Here is a 22,179-nt window from a genome sequence, read left to right as displayed (position 1 = left end):
ATTATTCGGATTTAAAGCCTTTCAGTTTATCACCGATTACATCACTGATCGAGAATCCGGTCGATTCTTCAGGCATGTCGTACTCAGAAAAATCCTGGCCGCTTTCTTTTTCCAGCAATTCTTTGATGCTGAGGGACAAGCGTTTGTCTGCTTTGTTGACTTCCAACACTTTGACCTGAACTTCTTGGCCTTCTGTCAGCACCTCATTCGGTGTTGCGATATGCTTATGGGCGATTTGAGAAATATGGACCAGCCCTTCAACTCCGGGCAATACTTCCACAAATGCACCATAGCTGACCAAGCGCTTAACTGTTCCGGCATGAACAGAACCTTTCGGCGCTTTTTCATCGATGGAATCCCATGGCCCTGGCAAGGTATCTTTAATGGACAAGGAAATACGTTCTGAATCACGGTCGACAGACAGCACTTTGACAGTCACTTCCTGCCCTTCCGTTACAACATCAGATACCTTTTCTACATGCTCATGCGACAGCTGCGAGATATGGACCAAACCGTCCACTCCTCCGATATCGACAAAAGCACCGAAGGAAGCGATCCGTTGAACTTTCCCTTTCAGCTCGTCGCCAGCGTGAATGTGTTCCATTACCTGCTCTTTCTGGGATTCTTTTTCCTTTTCGACCACCGCTCGGTGAGAAAGAATCAGGCGATTGTTTTCTTTTTCCATTTCTACAATCTTGAAAGTCAGCACTTTGCCTTTGTAGTCCTCGAAAGACTCAACAAAATAGTCTTCCACTAAAGAAGCCGGTACGAATCCGCGCACGCCCAAATCGACTACCAAACCGCCTTTCACAACGTCTTTCACTTCAGCTTCGATAATCTCACCAGATTCAAACTTTTTCTCCAATTCGTCCCATGCCTGTTCGGCATCGACTTTGCGTTTGGATAAAACAAAATTTTCATCTTCCACTTTCGTGATGATCAGATTCAGTTCATCACCGACTTGTACAGAATCCGACGCTTTTTCGATATGCAGGCTCGATAACTCACTAATGGGTATAATGCCATCAAAAGGTGCCCCTTCAATTGTTACGGTTACTGCCTTTTCTTCAATTTTTGCCACTATCCCCTTCACGCGATCTCCTGTTTGGAAGTCACGGTTTTCCATCATGTTCGTTTCCTCTGACATAAGTAGCCCTCCTTCACAAACTATCCACCTTCTATTTTATTCGAATTCTCTAATAAAAACAAAAATTATCACTTATTCTCAGCATAGTTGTCCAGAATCTTCTGGATGCTTGCCATTATGGCTTCGGTTACCTCATCTACCGATGCTTTTCGTTCACGGAACGGCTGCATTAGAATCGGCTCACCGTACACCACCCTTACTTTGCGAAACGCTTTATAAGGTCCGATGATTGCACAAGGCATTACATCCGCATTGCCTCGCAGCGCAAAAAAACCTGCACCGCTCAGCCCTTTTTTTAGGACGCCGTCAGTTGAACGGGTTCCTTCAGGAAACAGTCCGACAACTTCGCCGCTTTTTAGGATCTTTAAAGCAGTCCGGAGCGCTTCGCGGTCACTCATCCCACGTTTTACAGGAAAGGCATTGACTTTCGGAAGGATCGGTCCGAGGATCGGAGCTTTAAATAGTTCCTCTTTTGCCATAAAATGAACGGTTCTTGGTGCTGTCATTCCGACAACAGGCGGATCGAGCGCGTGAATATGATTGGAACATAGAAGAATGCCGCCTTCTTTCGGAAAATTTTCAGCTCCGATGACTTCGAAACGATATAAAGGGCTTAATACGGTTTTGACCAAACCTTTGCCAACTGCATATAAATTCACTTTACACCAACCTCTCTTCAGCCAGTTTCAATATTTTCTGTGCCGCCTGATCAATCGTCAAAGCGGTTGTATCGAGATAAATGGCGTCATCCGCCTGCCGAAGCGGAGCAACTTCACGTTCGCTGTCCATTTTATCCCGTTTGGCGATTTCAGCCTGAAGCTCTTCTAGCGGAGTCAGGATATCTCTTTTCTTATTTTCTTCAAATCTTCTTCTCGCACGTTCTTCTACGGATGCCGACATAAACACTTTCAGCGCAGCGTGTGGAAGGACATGTGTTCCGATATCCCGGCCATCCATAACCACTCCGCGCGCTTCAGCCAATTGCTGTTGGAGCTCTACCATACGCAACCGGACCAATTCATGTGCAGCCATCTCTGAAACAGCCTTTGTCACATGCTGAGAACGGATTGCTTCTGTTACATCTTTTTTATCCAAAAAAACCAATTGGCCATCTTCTGACGGCTGCAGATCAATTTCCGTTTCTGCCAATAATTTGCCTGCCTCTGTATTGCTGGCCATATTAATGCCTTCATTTAATGCTTTTAATGTGATAGCTCGGTACATTGCACCCGTATCGATGTAAACATAACCCAGCTTTTCGGCCACGATTTTTGCAATCGTGCTTTTGCCCGCAGCTGCCGGTCCATCAATTGCTATTTGTATCGGTTTCGTCAAAATAGTCACCTCATCATATGTATTCATCATATTTTACCATAAGAAATGCACCAGCGCCCGGGCTGAACTTAACTCCAAACATAAAATGATCGGCTGAAAGCAAAATTTCTCCAACAAAAAAAAGCCTTTAAGATCGAGGCTTTTCTTCGGGTATTTATTTCAGTTCGCTGGATTGCATCGATGAATTGCGGTCATGGTAATGCGATAAAGAAAGCAAATGCGCCTGTTTGACTTTTTTAAGGCCAAACCACCAGAGAAACAGCATAAATGGAATCGCTCCATACATGATATTATCGTAGACATATAGACTGGTATTATAAGCCATGTGCAGAATCACAGAGCTGAGGAATGCCCAGCCAAGCCAACGCCTGCGCTGGCTGCTTTTCGAGAATTTTGCTTTCCCGAAATAATAACCCATGACAACGCCGAACAAAGCATGGCTGGATACCGGCAAAAATGCCCGCAGAAATGCGGTCTGCAATCCAAATTCCAGTAAATACAAAATGTTTTCCACCGTCGCAAATCCCAGAGAAACACTGGCTCCATAAAGAATCCCGTCATAAGGATCTTCAAAATCGACATGGCGGTATACAGCTATCAATAAAACCAGCCATTTGAAAAATTCTTCGATTACACTGGAAAAAATGACATTTTGGGCAAAGCCGCTGGTAAAAACGCCTTCAGCATCGAATACATATTGGACAAATAGAATTGGAAAAGTCAAAATAGCTCCGTATAAAAAACTTTGAAACAGCAGCTTCGAAGGTTCACTGGCAAATTGATCACGCAAATACAAGTAACTGAACAGGGCTAAACTCGGGGCTATTGCTACAGTTAATAAAATAATCATACGCTATACCCCTTTGTTTGTATTACCTTAATTGTATCATGTTTATTGCCATGATTTTCAGGTTTCCTGAGCTGTCTTTTAAGATTCCCTATCTTTCAAAAGCATTCGCTGGAATGTCCGCATCGGCAGACAATAAGACCGCAAGTTTGATGCGCGCTTTTTTGCTGTCATAGTCACTTCCAAGAATGACACCCCGAGTCAGCAAATCATGCGCGCTTCCCGGATAGCTATAAGCCGGATAAGCATTTCCTTCCTCCGCACTGGTCGTCACTACTACGGGAATCCCTTGTCTGATTGCATGGTCAATCGCTTCCACCATATGCGGTGATACCTGGCCTCTTCCTGCCGCTTCCAAAATAATCCCTTTAGTTGGCCCTGCCACCAACATATCAATCAAGTAACCATCCTGTCCGGAATGGCATTTTATGATATCCACTCTTGGCAATGGACTTTCAACCAAATGGACTTCGTGCATTACAGGTTTCTGGTATACACGTACCGTGTCATTGTCGATGATACCTAAATAACCATGCCCAAACGAATCAAATCCCTGCAGATTGCTGGAATGGACTTTTTTTACGTATTTGCCGCTGTAAATCCGTTCGTTAAAGACTGCCACAGCCCCTATGCCTCTTAAATTATGATCTACAGCCACATAAATGGAATTGCGCAGGTTTGAATAAACATCGGTTCCAACTTCTTCAGGTGAACGTTGAGACCCCGTAACGACAACCGTCCGATCATCGCCGATTGTCAGGTCCAGGAAATAAGCGGTTTCTTCCAATGTATCCGTGCCATGTGTAACGACAACCCCTTCCACTTCCGGATCCTGAAGTTCCCGGAGGATGGCTTCTCTGATTTCCAGCATTTGATCGAATCCGATATGCATGCTCGGCAATTGAAATACGTCAATCACTTTGACTTCTATTTCTTCAGGAAGTTGGCAAAGTTCAGCCAATTCCTTTCCTGAAATCGCTCCGGATTTCAAGAGCCCGTTAGACACCTGCCTGCTGGCAATTGTTCCGCCCGTTGTAATTAGTGAAACTTTCTTTTTCATAAATAAACACCCTTTCTTGTTCACGGTTTATATCCGTTCAAATCAAAACAAAACAAAAAAGAAAGCACATTTAAACTGTGCTTTCTTTTTTTGCAATAGCTTCCGCAATTTGCTGTCCATGAAAGCGCCCATTTTCAATAAAGATTTCATTGGCATTATTCCCAGCCGCAATTACGCCGGCAATGTAAAGGTTATCCACTTCCGTTTCCATCGTTTCCTCATTGAAAGTCGGGCGACCGGAAGCCGGATCAATGGAAATTCCCATCGACTTTAAGAAAGCATGGTCTGGATGATAGCCGATCATGGCAAAGACGAAGTGGTTGGGAATCGTTTCTTTTTGATCGTTGACAGTCAGCTCCACGCTGGTATCTGTTATTTTGTCGACCATCGAATCAAACAACATGGTGATTTCACCTTTTCTTACCAAACCGTCAAATTCCGGAAGAATCCATGGTTTTATGCTTTTCGAGTAGCTCGTTCCATGATAGGAGACCGTGACGCGGCTGCCTGCTTTATGTAATTCCAGAGCAGCATCGACAGCAGAGTTCTTGCCCCCTATGATTAACACATCCTGATCAAAATAAGGATGGCCTTCTTTGAAATAATGCATCACTTTCGGCAGTTTTGCACCTTCTACATTCAAGGCATTGGGCTGATCGTAATAGCCCGTTGCCGCTATGACATATTTTGCTTGATAATAGCCTTTTGAAGTCTTGACGCTGAACGAACCGTCCTGCTCGTTCCGTTCCACGTGCTCCACGGTCTCAAACGGCTGCACTTTTATGCCGCTCCGTTTTACCACTTCACGATAATAGACCAGCGCCTGATTGCGCTTCGGCTTGCGTCCTTCAATGATGAACGGGACATCGCCTATAGACAGCTTTTCACTTGTGCTGAAAAAGGTTTGATGCGTCGGGTAGTTGAAAATCGCATTAACGATATTGCCTTTTTCAATCACAACCGTCTGCAGTCCGATTTCTTTCAATTCAATGGCGGCCGACAATCCGCATGGGCCGCCTCCAATAATAAGAGCATCTACATATTCCATTCCAAAACATCTCCTGTACTTGATCCTTGTTTAAGCATAATGGATGGATCCACTTTGTGACAAATTTTATTTCAATTTAGGCTTTATGGTCAGCACATGAAATTCGGCTGGAGCTCCCAGACGCAAGTGGAGTGTTGTCGTACCGAATCCATTGCTGATCAACTCCACCCGGTCCTCTTTCACTTTCAGCGAGCCTTTTTTAAACAGTCCGAAAGGGCCAATGCGTATCTGGCCACCGTGAGTATGGCCAGCCAGCAGCAATTCGGCTGAATAAGGCCCTTTGATTTTCCAAAAATCAAAAGGGGTATGGGATACAAACAATACGGTATCACCGACTTCAACAGCTTTAAATGCATTGTCAAAGCCATCAGGTTTGTAAGCGAAATGATCCAGCCCAACCAGTTTCAACCGGCTATTGCCGAATAGCGACACCGATTCGTCATCCAGCACAGTCACACCGTAATGCGCGAAAATTTTTCTGAGTGAAGTTTCATCCACTTCACGATCATTATTTCCCCATACAAAATAAACAGGTGCGATAGCTGTCAGGTTTTTGATATTTTCAGCGACTCGCTTCAAAGGCACTCCCTTTTCGACTAGATCGCCTCCGATGACAATAAGATCGATCGGAAAATCAATAAGATCAGCTTTAATGGTTCGTCTATGGATATCTGCTATGAAAAGAAGTTGAAATGGATCAAATGGCTTTTCTGAGGCCAGATGGATAGTTTGCTTATTCAGCTTTTCCGCAAAAGCGTTTCGCACCATAAAAAGAAGCAGCGCAAAAGCTGCTAGAGCTAATCGGATAAAATATTTCATCAGGGGATGCGTCCTTCCAAAAAACGAAAAAAACATAAGCGAGGCTTATGCTTTTTCATTTTAGTTTAAAATTAATCTTCTGCGATATCCAAGACACGGAAGCCGGATTTCTCCAGTTCTTTTACAAAACGGTCAATGTTGTCTTTCTTTTCAATTTTCAGGACAATGCGGCGAACCATTTTATTGGTCTCATCAAATGTCACAAGGGAAACAACCGATTCCTTGAACTTTTCGATGATCTCACCAAGGCGGCCGATACGGCCTTCTGATTCTACGGATGTAAATGTGATGCGATAGCCCGGTCTGTCCATGCCAAAAGCACTTTGCAATTGATTGACAACATCAAACCTGGTTACAATCCCCAAAAATTGATGGTCTTCAACAACTGCAATGATCGGGAAATCATTCAATTCCACCAATGCTTTTTCATAAACATCATTGATATTCAAATACACATCTTCATTTACAATGACGTCACGGACCTTAGTGGTTTTGGCAAACTCTTCTTTTGTTTTTCCGGAATGGAAAAATGCGCGATAGGCATAATACCAAGTGAAGATCCCTTTGTACTCGGTTCCCTCCACTACAGGCAATGCATCAATTGTGTATTTTTCCAGCAACTCAAAACCTACTTGTACGGAATCATCCAACTGCACAGTATGGCATTTTTCTCTTTTGACCATTACGCTTTTTACAAACATCTGCTCGCCTCACTTCTATAATCTATAAACATCTATTCCCTTTTCGGAAGTTTATTAATCAGCCGAATTTGCTTATGGCAGAATCAATGTCTGGCCAGGGCTGATGCTGTTTGAACTCAAGCCATTAGCCTGTTTGATCTTTTCGACTGCCGCAGCGGCTCCTGCAGCACCGTAATTATTGACGGCGATGCGGTAAAGCGTTTCACTGGACTGGACCACGTAAGTTTTGCCGTTTGCGCTTGGCACTTCTTCTTTTTTATCCGCTTCAGCTTTTGCTTCCGCTTCTTTTTTCGCCTGGGCTTCAGCAGCGGCTTTCGCTTCTGCCTCTTTTTTCGCTTGAGCATCAGCAACGGCTTTCGCTTCTGCATCCGCCTTCGCTTTGGCCTCTGCTTCAGCTTTTTCCTTCGCTTGTGCATCGGCTATTGCCTTAGCTTCAGCATTCGCCTTTGCTTCAGCTTCAGCTTTCTCAGCGGCATCGGCTTCTGCAGCAGCTTTTTTCTCAGCTTGTTTTTTTTCTGCAGCAGCTTTCTCTTTTTCTTCAGCTGCTTTTTTCGCTTTTTCTTTGTCTTTTTCTTTGTCTTCTTCCTCGGCCGCCACTACAGCAGAATTGGATGGTTGGGAATTCATCTCAAAACTCACTTCATTTTCTGCAGGTTTAGCTGTCAATGAATCATCGGGTTCATATAAGAAAGCTACAAAAATCAGTAAAGTAACGGGTATTAAGATAAAAATAAAGAATAACGCAGGCATCAATAGGCTTTTGTTCTTTTTAGGGTTTGGCCTAGGCTTTTGTGCCTGTCGCTGAGCTGCTCTCGACAAAGCAGAATTTTTGTCTATCGATATTTCCTGCCGGTTTTTTTCAACCGACTCATAATAACTGTTATTTCCCATTCATGACGACCCCTATCTGTACTAATATATCTATTATGACGAAAAAAGACTCATTTGTAAATGACAGTTAACGAGAATCTTATATAGGTAATATTACACGCAATCGATCTTGCCAATCAAGCGGTTGCTGCTTTTCTGCCGGAGGCAAAAACTCCGCAAACACTTCATAATTGATTCCATCGTTGATACAGCAATTCGAAGGCTTATCGGCAAGCTGTTGATCAAAACAGCTGATGATATAGCTCCGCAAACAACTTTCCAATGACAGCAATTCACGGATTTTTGCCGCCTGCTCCCATTTCCCTCGTCTCAGAAGCTCCATTTGCTTGTTTACGCCTTCCAATGGCAATTTGGTGATCCAATAAGAAGCAACCCGAAAAGCCGTCTCCCGGACAATTCCTTGGTCGATTAAATGAGTTGCAGCCGTGCCGTTTCGATAAACAGCTTCGATTTCATGCTGTGTCGGCAAGTCATCCATCACCAAACTTTCCAGCAAAGCTTCATCTCCTTGCGCATAAAGCAGGGTAGCCAATGCCGGCTGTCCATCCCGTCCGGCCCTTCCCACTTCTTGAACATAACCTTCTATCGAAGTCGGCAATTGAAAGTGGATGACGTGCCGGATATTCGGTATATGGACACCCATGCCAAAAGCATTTGTTGAGCAGATCCATTGCAGCTCTCCGTTTTGAAATTGCTGTTGGACAAAGACACGGTCCTGATGTTCCATACCGCCATGGTAAAATGCCGAAGAAACTCCCTGTTCTGCCAAAAGAGAAGAAAGTTCTTGGGACTTTTTTCTAGTTCCTGCGTAAATGATTCCGGGACCGCTGAACTTACAAATAAACCCCTTCAGAAATTCAAGCTTGTCACGTTGGTCATCGAATTTCTTGATATCATAGACAATATTTTCCCTGTCCATTGGATGCCTATAGATATAGGGTTCTTTCAAGGATAAGTATTCCCTTATTTCCTCCGTTACTTTATCTGTAGCAGTCGCCGTCAATGCCAGTACTTGCGGAAAGTTTAAAGCGGGCAGGATTTCTGAAATCCGCAAATAATCCGGCCGGAAATCAAATCCCCATTGAGAAATGCAATGGGCTTCATCAGCAACCAGTAAAGAAATTCGTATTTGCTGAAGCTTTTGTTTCACATATGGCTGAACCAGCATTTCCGGTGAAACAAAAATGAATTTATAGGAGCCGAGATTGCTCCATACCTTTTCTTTGTCCTCAGGCTTCAGAAAAGAATTGATGGCAACTACTGATTTTTCCCCCATCTTCTTCAACTGCGCCACTTGATCTTGCATTAAAGACAATAACGGGGAAATAATCAATACACTGTTAGGCAGAATCTTTGCTGGAAGCTGGTAACAGATGGATTTCCCCATTCCTGTCGGCAGCAGTGCAATGACATCTTTTCCAGCCAATACCTGCTCGATGATCTCCCGTTGACCTGGACGGAATGAAGAAAAACCGTAGGCAGAATACAATAATTTCTCTAGATTCATCCTTGTTCCTCCCTAATGGCTAAAGCCAAACGGATTTGAAAATAACTGGCTTGAGGCAAATGCTCTTTGATATCACGCAATCTTTTCGTTTTTCGTTGCCGGCTTTCAGCAATGATGGCTTCATACAACTGCGGATCTACAAACGGCGTAAAATTGAAATAGGGATCGTTCATCGCCAATTCCACGAAGTGATCTTCTATTGTGCTGGTTTTCAATTGCCGCAGGGAAGCTATTTGTTCCAATGAAAATCCTCTTTCAAATAATTTTTCTGTGCGTTTAGCGGTTTCTGTCAAAGAAGACTGCTGAATGATTCCTTCCATTAATCCAATGAGCAGGGATGGTTTTGCGTGTTCAATGGCAGCCATCCATCCATGCAGTGCTTCCACGAACATCAATTGGGCATCCAGAATCGCCAACTCCTTGGAATCGGCGATCTGCTGCCATGTTAACCCACTCAATTCATGTCCTGATAAACGCTCCATCAGGATCATTTTATGTATTTCTGATATTTCCGTATTGGTTAAGGTAGCCAATAGTTGCTCTTTAAACGTTTGTACGACTGTTAAATCCCGAAATCCGATTCGCTTCAAATACATTTTGACCCATGCCTGTACTTCTTCCTTATTGACAATGGGATCAAATATTTTAATGCCTTGGCTGGTATTAGATAAAGTTTGAACAATTAGTGACAACCGTTGAAAGAAAATAATCTCATTTCCACGGTATTTCCAGCCATTTAACGGGGATGGAGCGACCTCAGCATCCAGCGCTTTCGGAGTCAGTTCAATAACCTGTTCATTTTCCAGTAAGTACCCCTCCATAAACAAGCGCTGAACCGCTTGGTCATAGGCTTTCTTATCCAGTTTAGGTAACACGCCGAAATAGGGATATAGGTTGAAATAACCGATATCCTGGATGGTCTGGCCGGACTTCTTTCCTTTAATCAAATGGAATGGGGAAGTGAGCGTCCGCTGCCTGTCGACGGCTTTCATAATGGCCATAATCAGTTCGGTGAATAACAAGCTTGCGCCCCCTAGCGGTTTTGGGTTGAAAAACTACTCAAACACCTTTAGAATAAAAACGATAGTATAACTGAACTTGTTCGGAGATAAAGGAGAGGAAAACAATATGGCTAAGTATACCATTGTCGACAAGGATACTTGTATCGCTTGTGGTGCTTGTGGTGCAGCGGCACCTGATATTTATGATTATGACGACGAAGGAATCGCATTTGTTATTTTAGATAATAACATGGGGACAGAACAAGTTCCAGACGAACTCGAGGAAGACATGGAAGATGCATTTGAAGGATGTCCAACAGACTCCATTAAAGTTGCAGATTCATCATTCGAAGGCGACCCTTTAAAATACGAAGACTGATTTAAATGGAAAAGGCGTTCGGGAGTAAATACTCCCGAACGCCTTCTTTTTATTGCGTTATGTCAGCTTCACTTTTCTTTTATGGCCACATTCCAGCGGCCCAGGTCCTAGGGTCATAAGTCAACCCAGCTGTATGGCAAAGAACACCTTTCCCGGTAAAGCTTTCAGCGCTTGTCGGAGCTTAACGGCTGCTTGCGCTTTTCTATCTATGATAAATAATAGGAACGCTGCTTTTCGATCCACGTGTGCATACTGCTGAACATCAACAGAACGACCGCAGTCAAAAGTACGCCTTTGATTAAATTGAATGGTAGGATCCCTAAAACGATGGTGCCAAATAGGGCATTGCCTGTTTCTGCTGGCATATTAAGGAAGTAAGTGTACATTGGCAGAAAGACCAAGTAATTCAATACACTCATCCCGATCGCCATCGATAATGTACCGATGGCCAATCCGAATGCCATGCCTTTCTTTGTCGCTACTTTGTGGTAGATGGCATAAACCGGCAAGATGAATAGCAGGCTTGTCACAAAATTGGCCATATGGCCGACGGGAACGCCTGTCGGGCTTCCAGCAAATAGCCAATCCAATACATTTTTGAAGAATGCCACTAATATTCCGGCAACTGGCCCCATCGTAACGGCTGCGATCAAAGCAGGAACGTCACTGAAATCAACTTTCAAAAATGCAGGTAAAGCTGGCAGCGGAAAGTTGAAAAGCATTAAAATAAATGAAATACTACTCAACATCCCAATTACGATCATCGTTTGCAACTTCTTGTTCTTCATATTCCTCTCTCCTTGTCGTGATTCACCAGAAGAAAGGCTTGGACACTGCATTTACATATAAAAACCCTTAAGCAACAAACACTTAAGGGAGAAAAGGCACACTTAATAAGCGTTCCGTCTACATGTAAACGACAAACGTCCGCACCTTCACCTTCTCCCATCCAGACTATACTGTCGGCTTTGGAGTCTCACCAAATCCTGCGTTTTACGGCTCGCGGGCTTATGAACAGAGTTCAATTACCGCCGGTAGGGAATTGCACCCTGCCCCGAAGATGAATCGATATTTTGTTATGGCCTAATCTTAGTATAAAAAAGAAGCGTTGTAAACATATTTGTTTTACAACGCTCCTTTTATTAAGGTATCGGCCAGTCCATCAAGTTCGGCGCTAACGGAACCGGCAAAGGTCGGCTAAAGTCGAAGCTGTTCCACTTTTCCGGCTGAACGCCCGTTATAGCCAGTTCCTTATCAAAAGCCGCAGCGGTCAAGGCCAGACTTTCAATCATCCGAACCGCTTCCCGCTGATCTAGCGAGTCCAAATCAACTGTCTCTTTAAATTCAACTTGCATTATGCCTTCCGCTTCCGTAATTTCAAAGTCCGTATCAACTGGTATGGTTGCCTGATAAAAATCATTTGGATTTTTCGCCAACGCCTCAATTGCTTCATTTGCTGTATCAAACGGCATATCGTATCCAGGAACGAGGTAAACTTCACCGTTAGCAGCAGAATAAGAATAATAAGCGAGATTTTCCACTTTAGGTTTCATTGGTTCTACTGGACCGATTTCACCGAATTCTGCTGGCGATCCATCTTCATTGGCAATTTCAATTTCATTTGCATCCGGGAATGTCGCTGCCAAGGTATTGAAGTAGACACCGATGCTTGCAGAAGCCAAGTCGTATGCATGGTCAGGCGGCAATAGGTGCCGAATACCCATGGATGTTTCTTCAAAGCTTCCAGCGTACGGATGGTATTCGTCAAAGCCGAGAAGTGTCTCATCGATGTCATCTGCAAATTCCTGATAAAGCTCAAGTGAAGACGGAGCGGCATTTCCAAAAACCGCATTTATCTGTTCTTCAGGAACCAAAAACGATACCGGCACGACAAATGCATTTTCAGTGAGGCCGATCGTCATCAGTGTTTGGTCACCGATCAGTTCTTCATAGGCAGCAGTCCGTGACGGCTCGTCCACCTGCGCTGTGGTAAACCCTCCTGCTCCTTCCGCTTCAGGAACCTCGCCTGTTTCCTCTGCTGCACCATCTTGGGTAGCAGAAGGTTCTTGAGGTTCTTCGACCGGATTTTGGGGGTTTTGGGCAGAATCAATACCATTTTGATTGATGATTGCAGCAACCAAAATGCCGATAGTAATAAACGCCAATGCAGCTGCCAGCAAAGGCAACCATTTTTTCGGCCGTTTTGGACTTTTCTCTTTCTGAACCAACCGATTGTAAACTTCTTCTTTTGGCCGATGGTCTTTTATTGCGGGGAAATCCTTCAACAAATCTTCGATGGAATCATCGGTCCATTTGTTATTCGGCATTTTCATCTCCCCCTTCCTTGGCTATTAATTTTTCACGCAAGGCTTTGATTGCACGATGTTGAGTGGTTTTTACTTTGCCTTCCGTCCAGCCTAAAATATCGGCCGTTTCGGCTATCGACAAATCCTGAAAAAAACGCATGATGATCACCATTTTCTGATCGCCTGTGCAGGTATCCAATGTTTTATAGAGTAAAATCTTATCTTCGTTCAACATGGAGACTTCTTCAGGAATCCTTTCGGTCGACACCAATTGCTGGGTTTCCCAATCAAAAAACTCCATGGAATGTTTTTTTCGCACAGCTGTTTTCCGAAAATGATCGATTGCTACATTTTTTGCAATCGAAAAAAGCCATGTTTTCTCAGAACTCTTCCCTTCAAACCGGTCATATGCACGAAATACACGAATATAAACTTCATGCATCAAGTCTTCTGATAAGTGCCTGTTTTTCACAAGATAAATCAGGAACTGAAAAACATCCTGATGGTATTCTTCATATAACCGATGAAAAACGGAGTCATTCACTCTACTCCCCCCGTTCTTAGGATTAGTCGTCCAGCCTAAAAGAAAGTTACATTTTCTTCAAAGGCAGCAAAAAGACAAATGAAGTTCCTTGCCCCATTCTGCTTTCTGCATAGATTTTCCCTTCATGCGCCTGGATGATATTGCTGGCGATCGCAAGACCCAGACCTGTACCGCCCTTGCCGAGCGTACGGGCTTTATCCGCTTTATAGAATCGCTCAAAAACGAATTCCAGATCTTTTTCTGAAATTCCTACACCATTATCGTTGATCGAGATTTTGGCGTACTCTTCTTGATTTTCGACACGGACCACCACTTGCCCTCCTTTAGGCGTATGGCGAATTGCATTATCGATCAAATTGGTCATGACCTGTTCAATCCGGTCTTCATCCATATCACAAGCCGCCCAATCATCAATCTCGGTTTCAAACAACAACTGAATGTCATTTTCTTTAGCGATTTGGGAGAATTTAAGCGTCATTCTTTCAATGGCAGTATTCAGCTGAACGATTTCTTTGTAAAGGCGCATATGGCCCGATTCCATCCGTGCCAAATTCAATAAATCGGTAACCAGACGGCCCATCCGCTGTGATTCTTCATAGATGATCTTCGTCATTTCACGGCGTTCTTCTTCCGTTGCACCAACATCATCGAGAATCGCTTCGCTATAGCCTTGGAGCATGGCAATCGGTGTCCGCAATTCATGCGATACATTAGCGATAAAGTCTTCTCTAAGCTTCTCCAAGCGATGCTGTTCCGTCATATTGTGCAGGACAGCAACCGCTCCCCGAATAGACGCGCCGCTGTATAAAGGACTGAAATTGATGGCATAATAAGCCCCTTCGATTTCAAGCTCTTCCTCGATTTCTTCTTCAAAATCCAACACATGGTCAAGCATATGGAGCATTTCGGAAGGCAATGGTTGCGCTTCAGAAGACCCGTTCTTAAAAATCCATTGCTGCAGTAATTTTTCTGCTGGCGGATTGCTTAAAAGAATAGTTCGATCCTGATTAAAAGTGATGACGATGTCGGCCATGGATGTCAAAATACTGGATAATTGCTCCTTCTCCTGATTGATCACTTCGACATGATGCTTCAACTGGCGGCCCATCTGATTAAAAGCAGTAGCCAATTGGCCGATTTCATCACTTGAAGAGGCTGTGACCTTAGTATCGAAGTTCCCTTTCGCCAATTCGAATGCGCCTTCCCGGATTTTACGGAGCGGCGACGTAATCCGCGACGACAAAAAGAACGCAAAAAAGGTCGTTAATACTAGAGCGATAAATGCGGACAGAAAGACGATATTTGTAGTCCGCTCTGCTGTTCGGTCCATCACTTCAAGGGATTGATAGATAAATACTACGCCATGCTGCTCTTCACTGGTCTTTAGAGGGTTTGCCAGAACAATATAGGACTCAAGGCGATTTTCTTCTGTCAATGAAGGCAACAGCATTTCCTTCATGACAGTTTCACTGGTTTCAAAAACTTTTTGGAAGGACGGTTCATTTAATATTTTTTCTCTCGTGTCATCGCCATTCAACCCATCATGAATGTAATAGCTGTTTTCATAAGGCTCCTCAGCGATAACCGCATTGGTCTCCGGACCTAATACATCTTTAATGACCTCGAGTGAAGTTTCCACTTCGTCATGTTCGTTAAAAATGTTGGCAATCATGTTCGCTTCACTGTTCAGTGCTTCTTCCACTGTTTCACTGTGATAGTTCCCAAGAAACTCCAAAAGCAGGACTGTCACAATAAAAAGGACAAAGGAAACGAGAAGCAGGATCGTAATCCAAAGCTTCCCGACGACACTATTCCATATTCTATTCATTGCCAACCTCGAATTTATAACCGACGCCCCATACAGTGACAATCATTTTCGCTGCAGATTCAGACACACGATTCAATTTTTCGCGCAAGCGCTTAACATGCGTATCGACAGTCCGCAAATCACCGAAAAAGTCGTAATGCCAAACTTCTTTCAGCAAATGTTCCCGGTCGAATACTTTATCCGGCGCCTTCGCCAAAAAGTATAAGAGTTCGTATTCTTTTGGCGTCAAATTTACTTCCACACCATCAGCTGTTACGCGATGTGCATCGTGATCGATGGTCAGATGTGGAAAGACGACCAAATCTTTTGAAACGGTGGAATTGGAAACCGGAGAATAGGCCGATGATCTGCGCAAGATTGCTTTAACACGCAACACGACTTCTCTCGGGCTGAACGGCTTGACGATATAATCATCCGCTCCAGATTCAAAGCCTTCTACACGGTTAGCTTCTTCCCCTTTAGCGGTAAGCATAATTATCGGGGTCATTTTCGTTTCGCGAAGTTCAGTTGCCACTTCGACGCCATCTTTTTCAGGCATCATCAGATCGAGAAGGATGCAATGATAATCTTTTTCCATTGCCATATCCAATGCCTGTAAGCCATTTTCGGCTTCTTCCACTAAATATCCTTCACGCTCCAGATACATTTTCAGCAAGCGCCGAATCCGTTCTTCATCGTCTACTACCAATACCGTTATCTCTTCAGACATGCTAACCCCTCCAACTTTCTTCTGTTAATTTCTATTGTAACGATAACCCTGTCAAAAATAAAGAAAAGCGCTAACCCACGCCATATCTCAACGTCTAAGCCCGAACAATCAATAAAAGGCCTTTTCCGTTTCCGGAAAAGGCCCATTTGTTCATCCAGCTTTATGCGTAGGAATGCAATCCCGCGATTATTAAGTTTACTGCGACCAGATTGAACATGATGATGGCAAAACCGATCACAGCCAACCAGGCGGATTTCTCGCCCTGCCAGCCTTTGCCCAATCGTAAATGCAAGTAAGCGGCATAGAACAACCAAGTGATCAATGCCCATACTTCTTTCGGGTCCCAGCCCCAGAAGCGTGACCAAGCGATTTGCGCCCAAATCATAGCAAAGATCAAAGCACCCAAAGTAAAGATCGGGAAGCCGATAATAATGGCGCGGTAATTGATTTCATCCATCAATTGCAGATTGACGTTCTTGACGAACGGTTTCAATATGCCGGCAATGCGCTTTCTGAAAATCAAGCGGATCAGCCAATAAATAACGGTACCGAACAGCACTGACCAGAACACTGTCGTCAATTTTCCGGCATGAACCATTGCCGGTGTTTCAACTAATGGCGTCATGGCGTCATCTGTCAACGCCACGTATTCGTTCATACCAAAGACAGGAGGCATAGCATAGGTAATAGCCGCTTCATTGTCTTCCTTATCCACATAGTTGAATTCAGCTTCATAACCGGTCAACGAGAAGAACGAACTGGCTACTACAAAGCCAACTACCAATACCAATGAATACATGATGGCTTCAAGCCAAAAACGCTGTTTTGATTTCTTTGTAAGATCCACAACTTTCAATAGATAAATCAGACCCGCAGCCGCACTGATGGCCAGGATTCCTTCTGCAATCACTACTGTACTGACGTGGATCGCCAACCAGTTTGTTTGAAGAGCCGGAATAAGCGGGCTGACTTCACTTGGAAACATACTTGCAAATGCGATAATCAATAAAGCGACAGGCAATACAATCATGCCAAGGACAGGTGTTCTATAGAGGAAATACAAAATAATGAATCCACCGACCAACGTCATGCCGAATGCTGTTGTAAACTCGAACATATTGCTTAGTGGCGGATGTCCAGTTGCGCCCCAACGTGTAAAGAAGTAACCAAGATTGGCTGCAAAACCGATCAAAGTGATGGTAATCGCGGCAATGCCCCATCGTTTTTCAGACTTGAACGTACCTTGTTTATTTCCTTTTACTGCTCCGCCAAAGACGAATGTCGCAATAAGGTAAGCAATAAAGGCAACGTATAATAGATTTGAACTCATTTCAGCTAACGTCATGACAATGCTTCACCTTCCTTTTCCGCTTTCTCTTTTTTGTCGATTTCATCTTGCTGGTCTGTGTAAGCAGGCAATGATGCATAGTCAACAACTTGATCAAGGTCTTTCTTCAAGCCAAACCAGTTTTTATTGGTATGGCCAGCCAGTAAGATCGTACCATCAGCCTTCTGTTGAATCCAGAAACGGCGATGGTTGAAGTACATGCCTTGCGCTACACCGATCATGAAGATTAAACCGCCAAGTCCAAGAATCGGCAAAGTGCTGTCTTTCCGTACGGTTAGCCCCGAAACATCACGTGTTTCTACGCTTTGGAAAGTTAATTTGTAATCATTTTCCCCTAAAGGCTCAACCGTGTTTTGAATGGTGATAAAACTGGTCTCTCCTTCAGGCGTTTCAGGAGTAGTCAGTTTTACAAGAAAGCCCGGATTATTTGGCAGCGGTGTTGCCGTTTGGGGTTCTCCGCCTTCAAATCCTGAAAAGTCCGGATAATACCCAAGCAATTCAACTTTTGCACCACTTTCAAGTTCATACGTTTTTTCCGGGTCGATCAAATCGATGGTCAACTCGCCCAGGGATTCTTCTGTTTCCTTGTTGGTGAAAGCAAATTTCATCGCTTTCAGCTCGTCCAATCGGTAATCCATCTGATAGATGGCATAGCCGTCAAACTTCAAAGGCTGATTGACGCGGATCGCATATTCTCCAACGGCCTCTTGACTGTCAGAAGCCCCCGGCAATGCCTCTTCTGCTTTCTGATACAGAATAACATCCGTTTGGTAATTTTTCGCTACAGTACCTACACGGTCGAGGGCTTCGCCGAATACTTCTTCGCCGTCTTCACCCGTATAGTTTTCAAGCTCAAAGTTTTTGCTTTCCAGATAATAGCCTGGCACTTCAGGAATTGCTCTTGTTTCTCCTTCGCGCAGCCATAGGCTTTCATCGATATAGAAACCAGGAACCATACGCAACATCACACCAAATAGGAAAATAATCAAACCGATGTGATTCACATACGGGCCCCATCGGGAGAACCGGCCTTTTTCAGCCAGCAAGCCATTCTTATCTGTGCGGACATTGTATTTCAATTCTTTTAATTTCTCTTCCGCTTTTAACAGCGTATCTTCCGCTCCCGGACCTTCAGCGTAAATCCGCTGCTTGTCCATAAAGCTCGGATGGCGCAGAACCCGTTGGTTTTTCAATGATTTATAAAGAGGCACAAAACGGTCTAGACTGGCAATGACGAGCGAGATGGCAAGCATCCCGACCAACGCGATAAACCAGTAGGAACTGTATAAGTCATGAAATCCGAGGAAATGGTAGACACGCCCTACGCTGCCATATGTGTCGGCATAGTAGTCCTTGATTGTCGCTTCAGTGCTAGCTGGCACAAAGGCCTGTTGAGGAAGAATCGTACCGATTGCTGCAGCTACAAGCAGAATGACGATGATGCTGACTCCCACTTTTACGCTTGAAAAGAAATTCCAAATTTTGTCGATGATGGATTTGTTGTAAGTTTGCGACCTTCTGGCCGTTCCTTCGTACCGCATATCGACGAGTTTGCTGTTTTGCTCTTTTTCAGTCAAAGACCGCCCGCACGACTCACAAAGCTTCGTACCAGGCGGATTCGTATGACCACATTGACATTGTAAATTTTCCATCCAAAAAATCTCCTTATTCAGGTTTGATTTCTTCCATAAACCCTGCAATATCCTGTTCCGTCATTTCACCCGTAATGATGCGCTCGATGTTCCCTTCCGGATTCACAAGCACGGTAGTTGGCAATGGCCTGATGTTGTAGGCCGTCATCACACTTTTCGTTTTGTCAATCACTACTGGAAAAGACAAACCATATTGATCAGCGAAAGATTGGACTTCAAAATCTGATTGAGCAATGTTTACTGCAAGCACTTGAACGCCGTCATTAGAGAAAGCTTCGTATTGCCGGTCCATAGCTGGCATCTCTTTTGCACACGGCTTGCACCATGTACCCCAGAAATTCAAAAAGACTCCTTGGCCTTCATAATCCGATAATTTATGGTCATTGCCTTCAAGATCCACTAAGGCAAAGTCGGGTGCTTTATCTCCGACTTCCAGCAGCGTGACATCTTTAGCTGTAGCGCTATTGTAGATGGTGTAACCGATAGCGGCTACTAAAACCGCCAGGATGACCGTTCTCATCACAGCTCTTTTTTGTTTCTTGTTCTTCTTCTTCTGTTTTACTTGTTCGCCCATACATGATCCTCCTTCGAGGGATATTATGCAAACTCAATTATAGCAAAGTTTAAACTGTCAAAAATCGCGACTTTTGAAGGGTTTGTGAACGTTAGATGCGCTTGCCTGTTTCAGCCATAACACGCAGCAACTTCACCTCATGGGCAGACAGCTCGCGTGATTCGCCTGCATTCAGTCCGTGCAATGTCAGGAATGCAAATTGTTCCCGGCTCAATTTCTGGACAGGATAGCCGATCGCTTCAAACATTCTTCTGACCTGACGGTTTCTTCCTTCGTGTATGGTGATCTGGACAATGGCTTTGCCCGTCTTTTTATCGCCTGACAGAAACTTCACTTTAGCAGGGGCCGTCATGCCGTCTTCCAGCTTGATGCCGCGCTCCAATTTCTTCAGGTCTTCTCTTTCGGGAATCCCTTTTAAACGGGCTACATAGGTTTTCTCGATTTCAAACTTCGGATGAGTCAGCATGTTGGCAAATTCCCCATCATTGGTCATTATCAGCAAGCCAGATGTATCATAGTCCAATCGTCCGACCGGATAAATCCGTTTTTCAATATCGCCAAAGAAATCGGTAACGACTTTGCGGTTTTTGTCATCAGAAACCGCAGAAATAACGCCCCGTGGTTTATACAATAAATAATAAACTTTCTGCTCTTTTTCAAGCTGAACGCCTTCCACTTCAATTTTATCTGAACTGGAAACTTTCACCCCTAATTCTTTCACCGTTTTTCCGTTGACCCTCACTTTGCCGTCTAAAATCAATTGTTCCGACTTACGTCGTGATGCCACGCCTGCATGTGCAAGTACTTTCTGTAATCTTTCCATAAATAAGTTCACCTCATTAGTATTTTTTTCGAAAAGCGTACGCACCTTCCCATTCAAAAGAATGAAGGAGGCTGAAGCCAGACAAGCAGAAAAGTGCAAGAACCCACTTTCGGCCTTGCCTAGCCAAGTACTGCAAATTTTTTACAATAACTCGATATGCCGTTCGTTCCTCTCGGAATTATGTCACATTTCCCCGAAAAGCGAAAGTGCTTAGCTCAAAAGAAAAGAAGACTGTCAATGGCTCAGTCTTCCGGAAACATCTTTATACTTTCACTTCTTCTTTAAAGGTTTCTTGAAAATTGGTCATAAACAAATCCGCATCCTCGTCGAGGTCATTTGCCGCTTCTTCAGGCAATGGCGGAAGCTCATCCAAATTCTTCAAGCCAAAATAATTCAAAAATTCTTTGGTCGTTCCATATAAAATGGCTCTTCCTGTCCCTTCAACACGGCCCGCTTCCTGAACCAAGCCTTTTGCAGCTAATGTATGCAGCGCTTTTTCACTTTTTACTCCGCGCAAATCCTCAACTTCCACACGCGTGATCGGCTGTTTGTATGCAATAATCGCCAATACTTCCAGAGATGCCTGCGAAAGTGCTTGAACAGTAGGGTTTTCCACCAGTTTCTGAATCGTCTCAGCCACTTCTTGTTTGGTCACAAGCTGAAAAACGCCTGCCAATTCTTTTAAACAAATGCCACTGGTTGTGTTTAGATAACGCGTCTCCAGCTCTTTCAAAGCTTCCAGCACTTCTTCTTTATCTGCTTCCGTTAAAAATTGAAGCTGCTTGAGCGTCAATCCATCATCTCCGGCAACGAAAAGCAAAGCTTCTATTTTACTCGTAAGATTCGTCTTCATATTCCCACGTTTCCTTTCTGAGTTCCACCATCAGATCGGTGAAATTCATTTCCTGCTCTACCGCAACCACTTGGCGTTTCATCAATTCCAAAATCGAAAGGAAAGACACAACCAGTACGGATTTATCATCTGAAGGGAACAAACTGCTGAAAGTCGTGCGTCCTTTCGATATCTTTAATTGGTCAACGATTGCAGTCATCTGATGCTTGATGGAAATTTCCTGTCTGGCAACACGCGCCGATAATGGCGCTTTTAACTGTTTGCGCCGAAGCATTTTCTGAAACGCGCCTAGCATATCGTATGCGTTCACTTCAAGATCAACTTGATCGTGAGGAATGGCTGCTTGTATTTCCGATAGATCCATCGGTGCTTTCGTGTATATAAAGGAGCGCTGGCTTTCCAAGTCCTTTAGATTTTCAGAAGCTTCCTTGAATTTCCGATATTCGACCAGTCGTGATACCAACTCTTCCCGGGGGTCCTGTTCATCGAATTCAAATTCAATTTCATCCAGTTCTCCTTCATGGACCGGCAGCAGCGTTTTGCTTTTGATTGCCAATAAAGTAGCGGCCATCACAAGGTATTCACTTGCCTCGTTCAATTCCAGGACTTGCATCGCCCGTATGTGTTCCATATACTGTGAAGTAATCTGTGAAACAGGAATATCGTAAATATCAATTTCCAAACGGTGGATTAAATGCAATAATAAATCTAGAGGGCCTTCAAAAGCCTCCACTTTTACTTCGTACGACATGACTGTACCACCTGACTGTTAAAATACTCATCCATCCCAATTAATGGGCAGTTAAC

Annotated in this window: 23 protein-coding genes and 1 riboswitch; of the genes, 1 reads left to right on the top strand and 22 read right to left on the bottom strand. The window is 44.0% G+C overall.

Features of this window, described 5'->3' with window-relative positions; translation table 11 throughout:
* Position 1: 1 nt before the first annotated feature.
* From rpsA to H9630_RS04235, 11 genes are all read right to left on the bottom strand, one after another.
* On the bottom strand, positions 2-1,147 hold the full coding sequence (rpsA, locus tag H9630_RS04285; protein WP_191714226.1) for a 30S ribosomal protein S1: 1,146 nt from the start codon (positions 1,145-1,147) through the stop codon (positions 2-4).
* Positions 1,148-1,215: 68 nt separating this feature from the next.
* Positions 1,216-1,806, bottom strand: coding sequence for a lysophospholipid acyltransferase family protein (locus tag H9630_RS04280; RefSeq protein ID WP_191714225.1), 591 nt, complete (start codon positions 1,804-1,806; stop codon positions 1,216-1,218).
* A gap of 1 nt (position 1,807) precedes the next feature.
* Positions 1,808-2,482, bottom strand: coding sequence for a (d)CMP kinase (gene cmk, locus H9630_RS04275; RefSeq protein WP_191714224.1), 675 nt, complete (start codon positions 2,480-2,482; stop codon positions 1,808-1,810).
* A gap of 154 nt (positions 2,483-2,636) precedes the next feature.
* Positions 2,637-3,332, bottom strand: a complete 696-nt coding sequence (gene prsW / locus H9630_RS04270) for a glutamic-type intramembrane protease PrsW (RefSeq protein WP_191714223.1) — start codon at positions 3,330-3,332, stop codon at positions 2,637-2,639.
* Between the two features lie 88 nt (positions 3,333-3,420).
* Positions 3,421-4,389 (bottom strand): asparaginase, encoded by a 969-nt coding sequence (locus tag H9630_RS04265; RefSeq protein WP_191714222.1) that lies wholly within the window; start codon positions 4,387-4,389, stop codon positions 3,421-3,423.
* 70 nt (positions 4,390-4,459) lie between these two features.
* Complete coding sequence (locus tag H9630_RS04260; protein WP_191714221.1) at positions 4,460-5,437, bottom strand: YpdA family putative bacillithiol disulfide reductase; 978 nt, start codon at positions 5,435-5,437, stop codon at positions 4,460-4,462.
* Positions 5,438-5,503: 66 nt separating this feature from the next.
* Complete coding sequence (locus H9630_RS04255) at positions 5,504-6,256, bottom strand: metallophosphoesterase (protein WP_191714220.1); 753 nt, start codon at positions 6,254-6,256, stop codon at positions 5,504-5,506.
* Between the two features lie 71 nt (positions 6,257-6,327).
* Complete coding sequence (locus H9630_RS04250; RefSeq protein ID WP_191714219.1) at positions 6,328-6,957, bottom strand: CBS domain-containing protein; 630 nt, start codon at positions 6,955-6,957, stop codon at positions 6,328-6,330.
* Positions 6,958-7,029: 72 nt separating this feature from the next.
* Positions 7,030-7,848, bottom strand: a complete 819-nt coding sequence (locus H9630_RS04245; protein WP_191714218.1) for a LysM peptidoglycan-binding domain-containing protein — start codon at positions 7,846-7,848, stop codon at positions 7,030-7,032.
* 79 nt (positions 7,849-7,927) lie between these two features.
* The gene (locus H9630_RS04240; protein WP_191714217.1) at positions 7,928-9,355 is read right to left on the bottom strand and encodes a RecQ family ATP-dependent DNA helicase; all 1,428 of its coding nucleotides are present in this window, start codon (positions 9,353-9,355) and stop codon (positions 7,928-7,930) included.
* A complete protein-coding gene (locus H9630_RS04235) occupies positions 9,352-10,377 on the bottom strand; it encodes a helix-turn-helix domain-containing protein (protein ID WP_191714216.1) in 1,026 nt (341 codons plus the stop codon). The genes H9630_RS04240 and H9630_RS04235 overlap by 4 nt, the downstream gene beginning before the upstream one ends.
* Positions 10,378-10,483: 106 nt before the next feature.
* Between H9630_RS04235 and H9630_RS04230 the strand changes: the two genes are divergently transcribed.
* Positions 10,484-10,735, top strand: coding sequence for a ferredoxin (locus H9630_RS04230; RefSeq protein WP_142826477.1), 252 nt, complete (start codon positions 10,484-10,486; stop codon positions 10,733-10,735).
* Positions 10,736-10,941: 206 nt separating this feature from the next.
* On the opposite strand, the gene H9630_RS04225 is transcribed toward H9630_RS04230, so the two are convergent.
* From H9630_RS04225 to H9630_RS04175, 11 genes are all read right to left on the bottom strand, one after another.
* Positions 10,942-11,523 carry an ECF transporter S component gene (locus tag H9630_RS04225; RefSeq protein WP_191714215.1) on the bottom strand — a complete coding sequence of 194 codons (582 nt, stop codon included), beginning with the start codon at positions 11,521-11,523 and terminating at the stop codon, positions 10,942-10,944.
* A gap of 145 nt (positions 11,524-11,668) precedes the next feature.
* Positions 11,669-11,801, bottom strand: a riboswitch (FMN riboswitch).
* A 76-nt stretch (positions 11,802-11,877) separates the two neighbouring features.
* Entirely contained in the window at positions 11,878-13,062 is a 1,185-nt protein-coding gene (locus H9630_RS04220; protein ID WP_191714214.1) for a GerMN domain-containing protein, read from the bottom strand.
* Positions 13,052-13,585, bottom strand: a complete 534-nt coding sequence (sigX, locus tag H9630_RS04215) for an RNA polymerase sigma factor SigX (RefSeq protein ID WP_191714213.1) — start codon at positions 13,583-13,585, stop codon at positions 13,052-13,054. The genes H9630_RS04220 and sigX overlap by 11 nt, the downstream gene beginning before the upstream one ends.
* A 46-nt stretch (positions 13,586-13,631) precedes the next feature.
* Positions 13,632-15,413: an ATP-binding protein gene (locus H9630_RS04210; RefSeq protein WP_191714212.1), complete on the bottom strand. Its 1,782-nt coding sequence runs from the start codon at positions 15,411-15,413 to the stop codon at positions 13,632-13,634.
* A complete protein-coding gene (locus H9630_RS04205; RefSeq protein WP_191714211.1) occupies positions 15,406-16,122 on the bottom strand; it encodes a response regulator transcription factor in 717 nt (238 codons plus the stop codon). Before H9630_RS04205 ends, H9630_RS04210 begins: the two co-directional genes overlap by 8 nt.
* 160 nt (positions 16,123-16,282) lie before the next feature.
* Positions 16,283-17,467, bottom strand: coding sequence for a c-type cytochrome biogenesis protein CcsB (gene ccsB / locus H9630_RS04200; protein ID WP_191714210.1), 1,185 nt, complete (start codon positions 17,465-17,467; stop codon positions 16,283-16,285).
* Positions 17,464-19,122 (bottom strand): cytochrome c biogenesis protein ResB, encoded by a 1,659-nt coding sequence (locus tag H9630_RS04195; RefSeq protein ID WP_191714209.1) that lies wholly within the window; start codon positions 19,120-19,122, stop codon positions 17,464-17,466. The genes ccsB and H9630_RS04195 overlap by 4 nt, the downstream gene beginning before the upstream one ends.
* 13 nt (positions 19,123-19,135) lie before the next feature.
* A complete protein-coding gene (gene resA, locus H9630_RS04190) occupies positions 19,136-19,696 on the bottom strand; it encodes a thiol-disulfide oxidoreductase ResA (protein WP_191714208.1) in 561 nt (186 codons plus the stop codon).
* 91 nt (positions 19,697-19,787) lie between these two features.
* A complete protein-coding gene (locus H9630_RS04185; protein ID WP_191714207.1) occupies positions 19,788-20,519 on the bottom strand; it encodes a pseudouridine synthase in 732 nt (243 codons plus the stop codon).
* Positions 20,520-20,781: 262 nt separating this feature from the next.
* Positions 20,782-21,372, bottom strand: a complete 591-nt coding sequence (gene scpB / locus H9630_RS04180; protein WP_191714206.1) for an SMC-Scp complex subunit ScpB — start codon at positions 21,370-21,372, stop codon at positions 20,782-20,784.
* Positions 21,350-22,123 carry a segregation/condensation protein A gene (locus H9630_RS04175; protein ID WP_191714205.1) on the bottom strand — a complete coding sequence of 258 codons (774 nt, stop codon included), beginning with the start codon at positions 22,121-22,123 and terminating at the stop codon, positions 21,350-21,352. Before H9630_RS04175 ends, scpB begins: the two co-directional genes overlap by 23 nt.
* Positions 22,124-22,179 lie beyond the last annotated feature (56 nt).

It is taken from the genome of Planococcus wigleyi (genome assembly GCF_014836985.1).
GTDB lineage: Bacteria > Bacillota > Bacilli > Bacillales_A > Planococcaceae > Planococcus > Planococcus notacanthi.
Note: the sequence above shows the minus strand (reverse complement) of the source record. Positions and strands in the feature narration are given on the sequence as shown.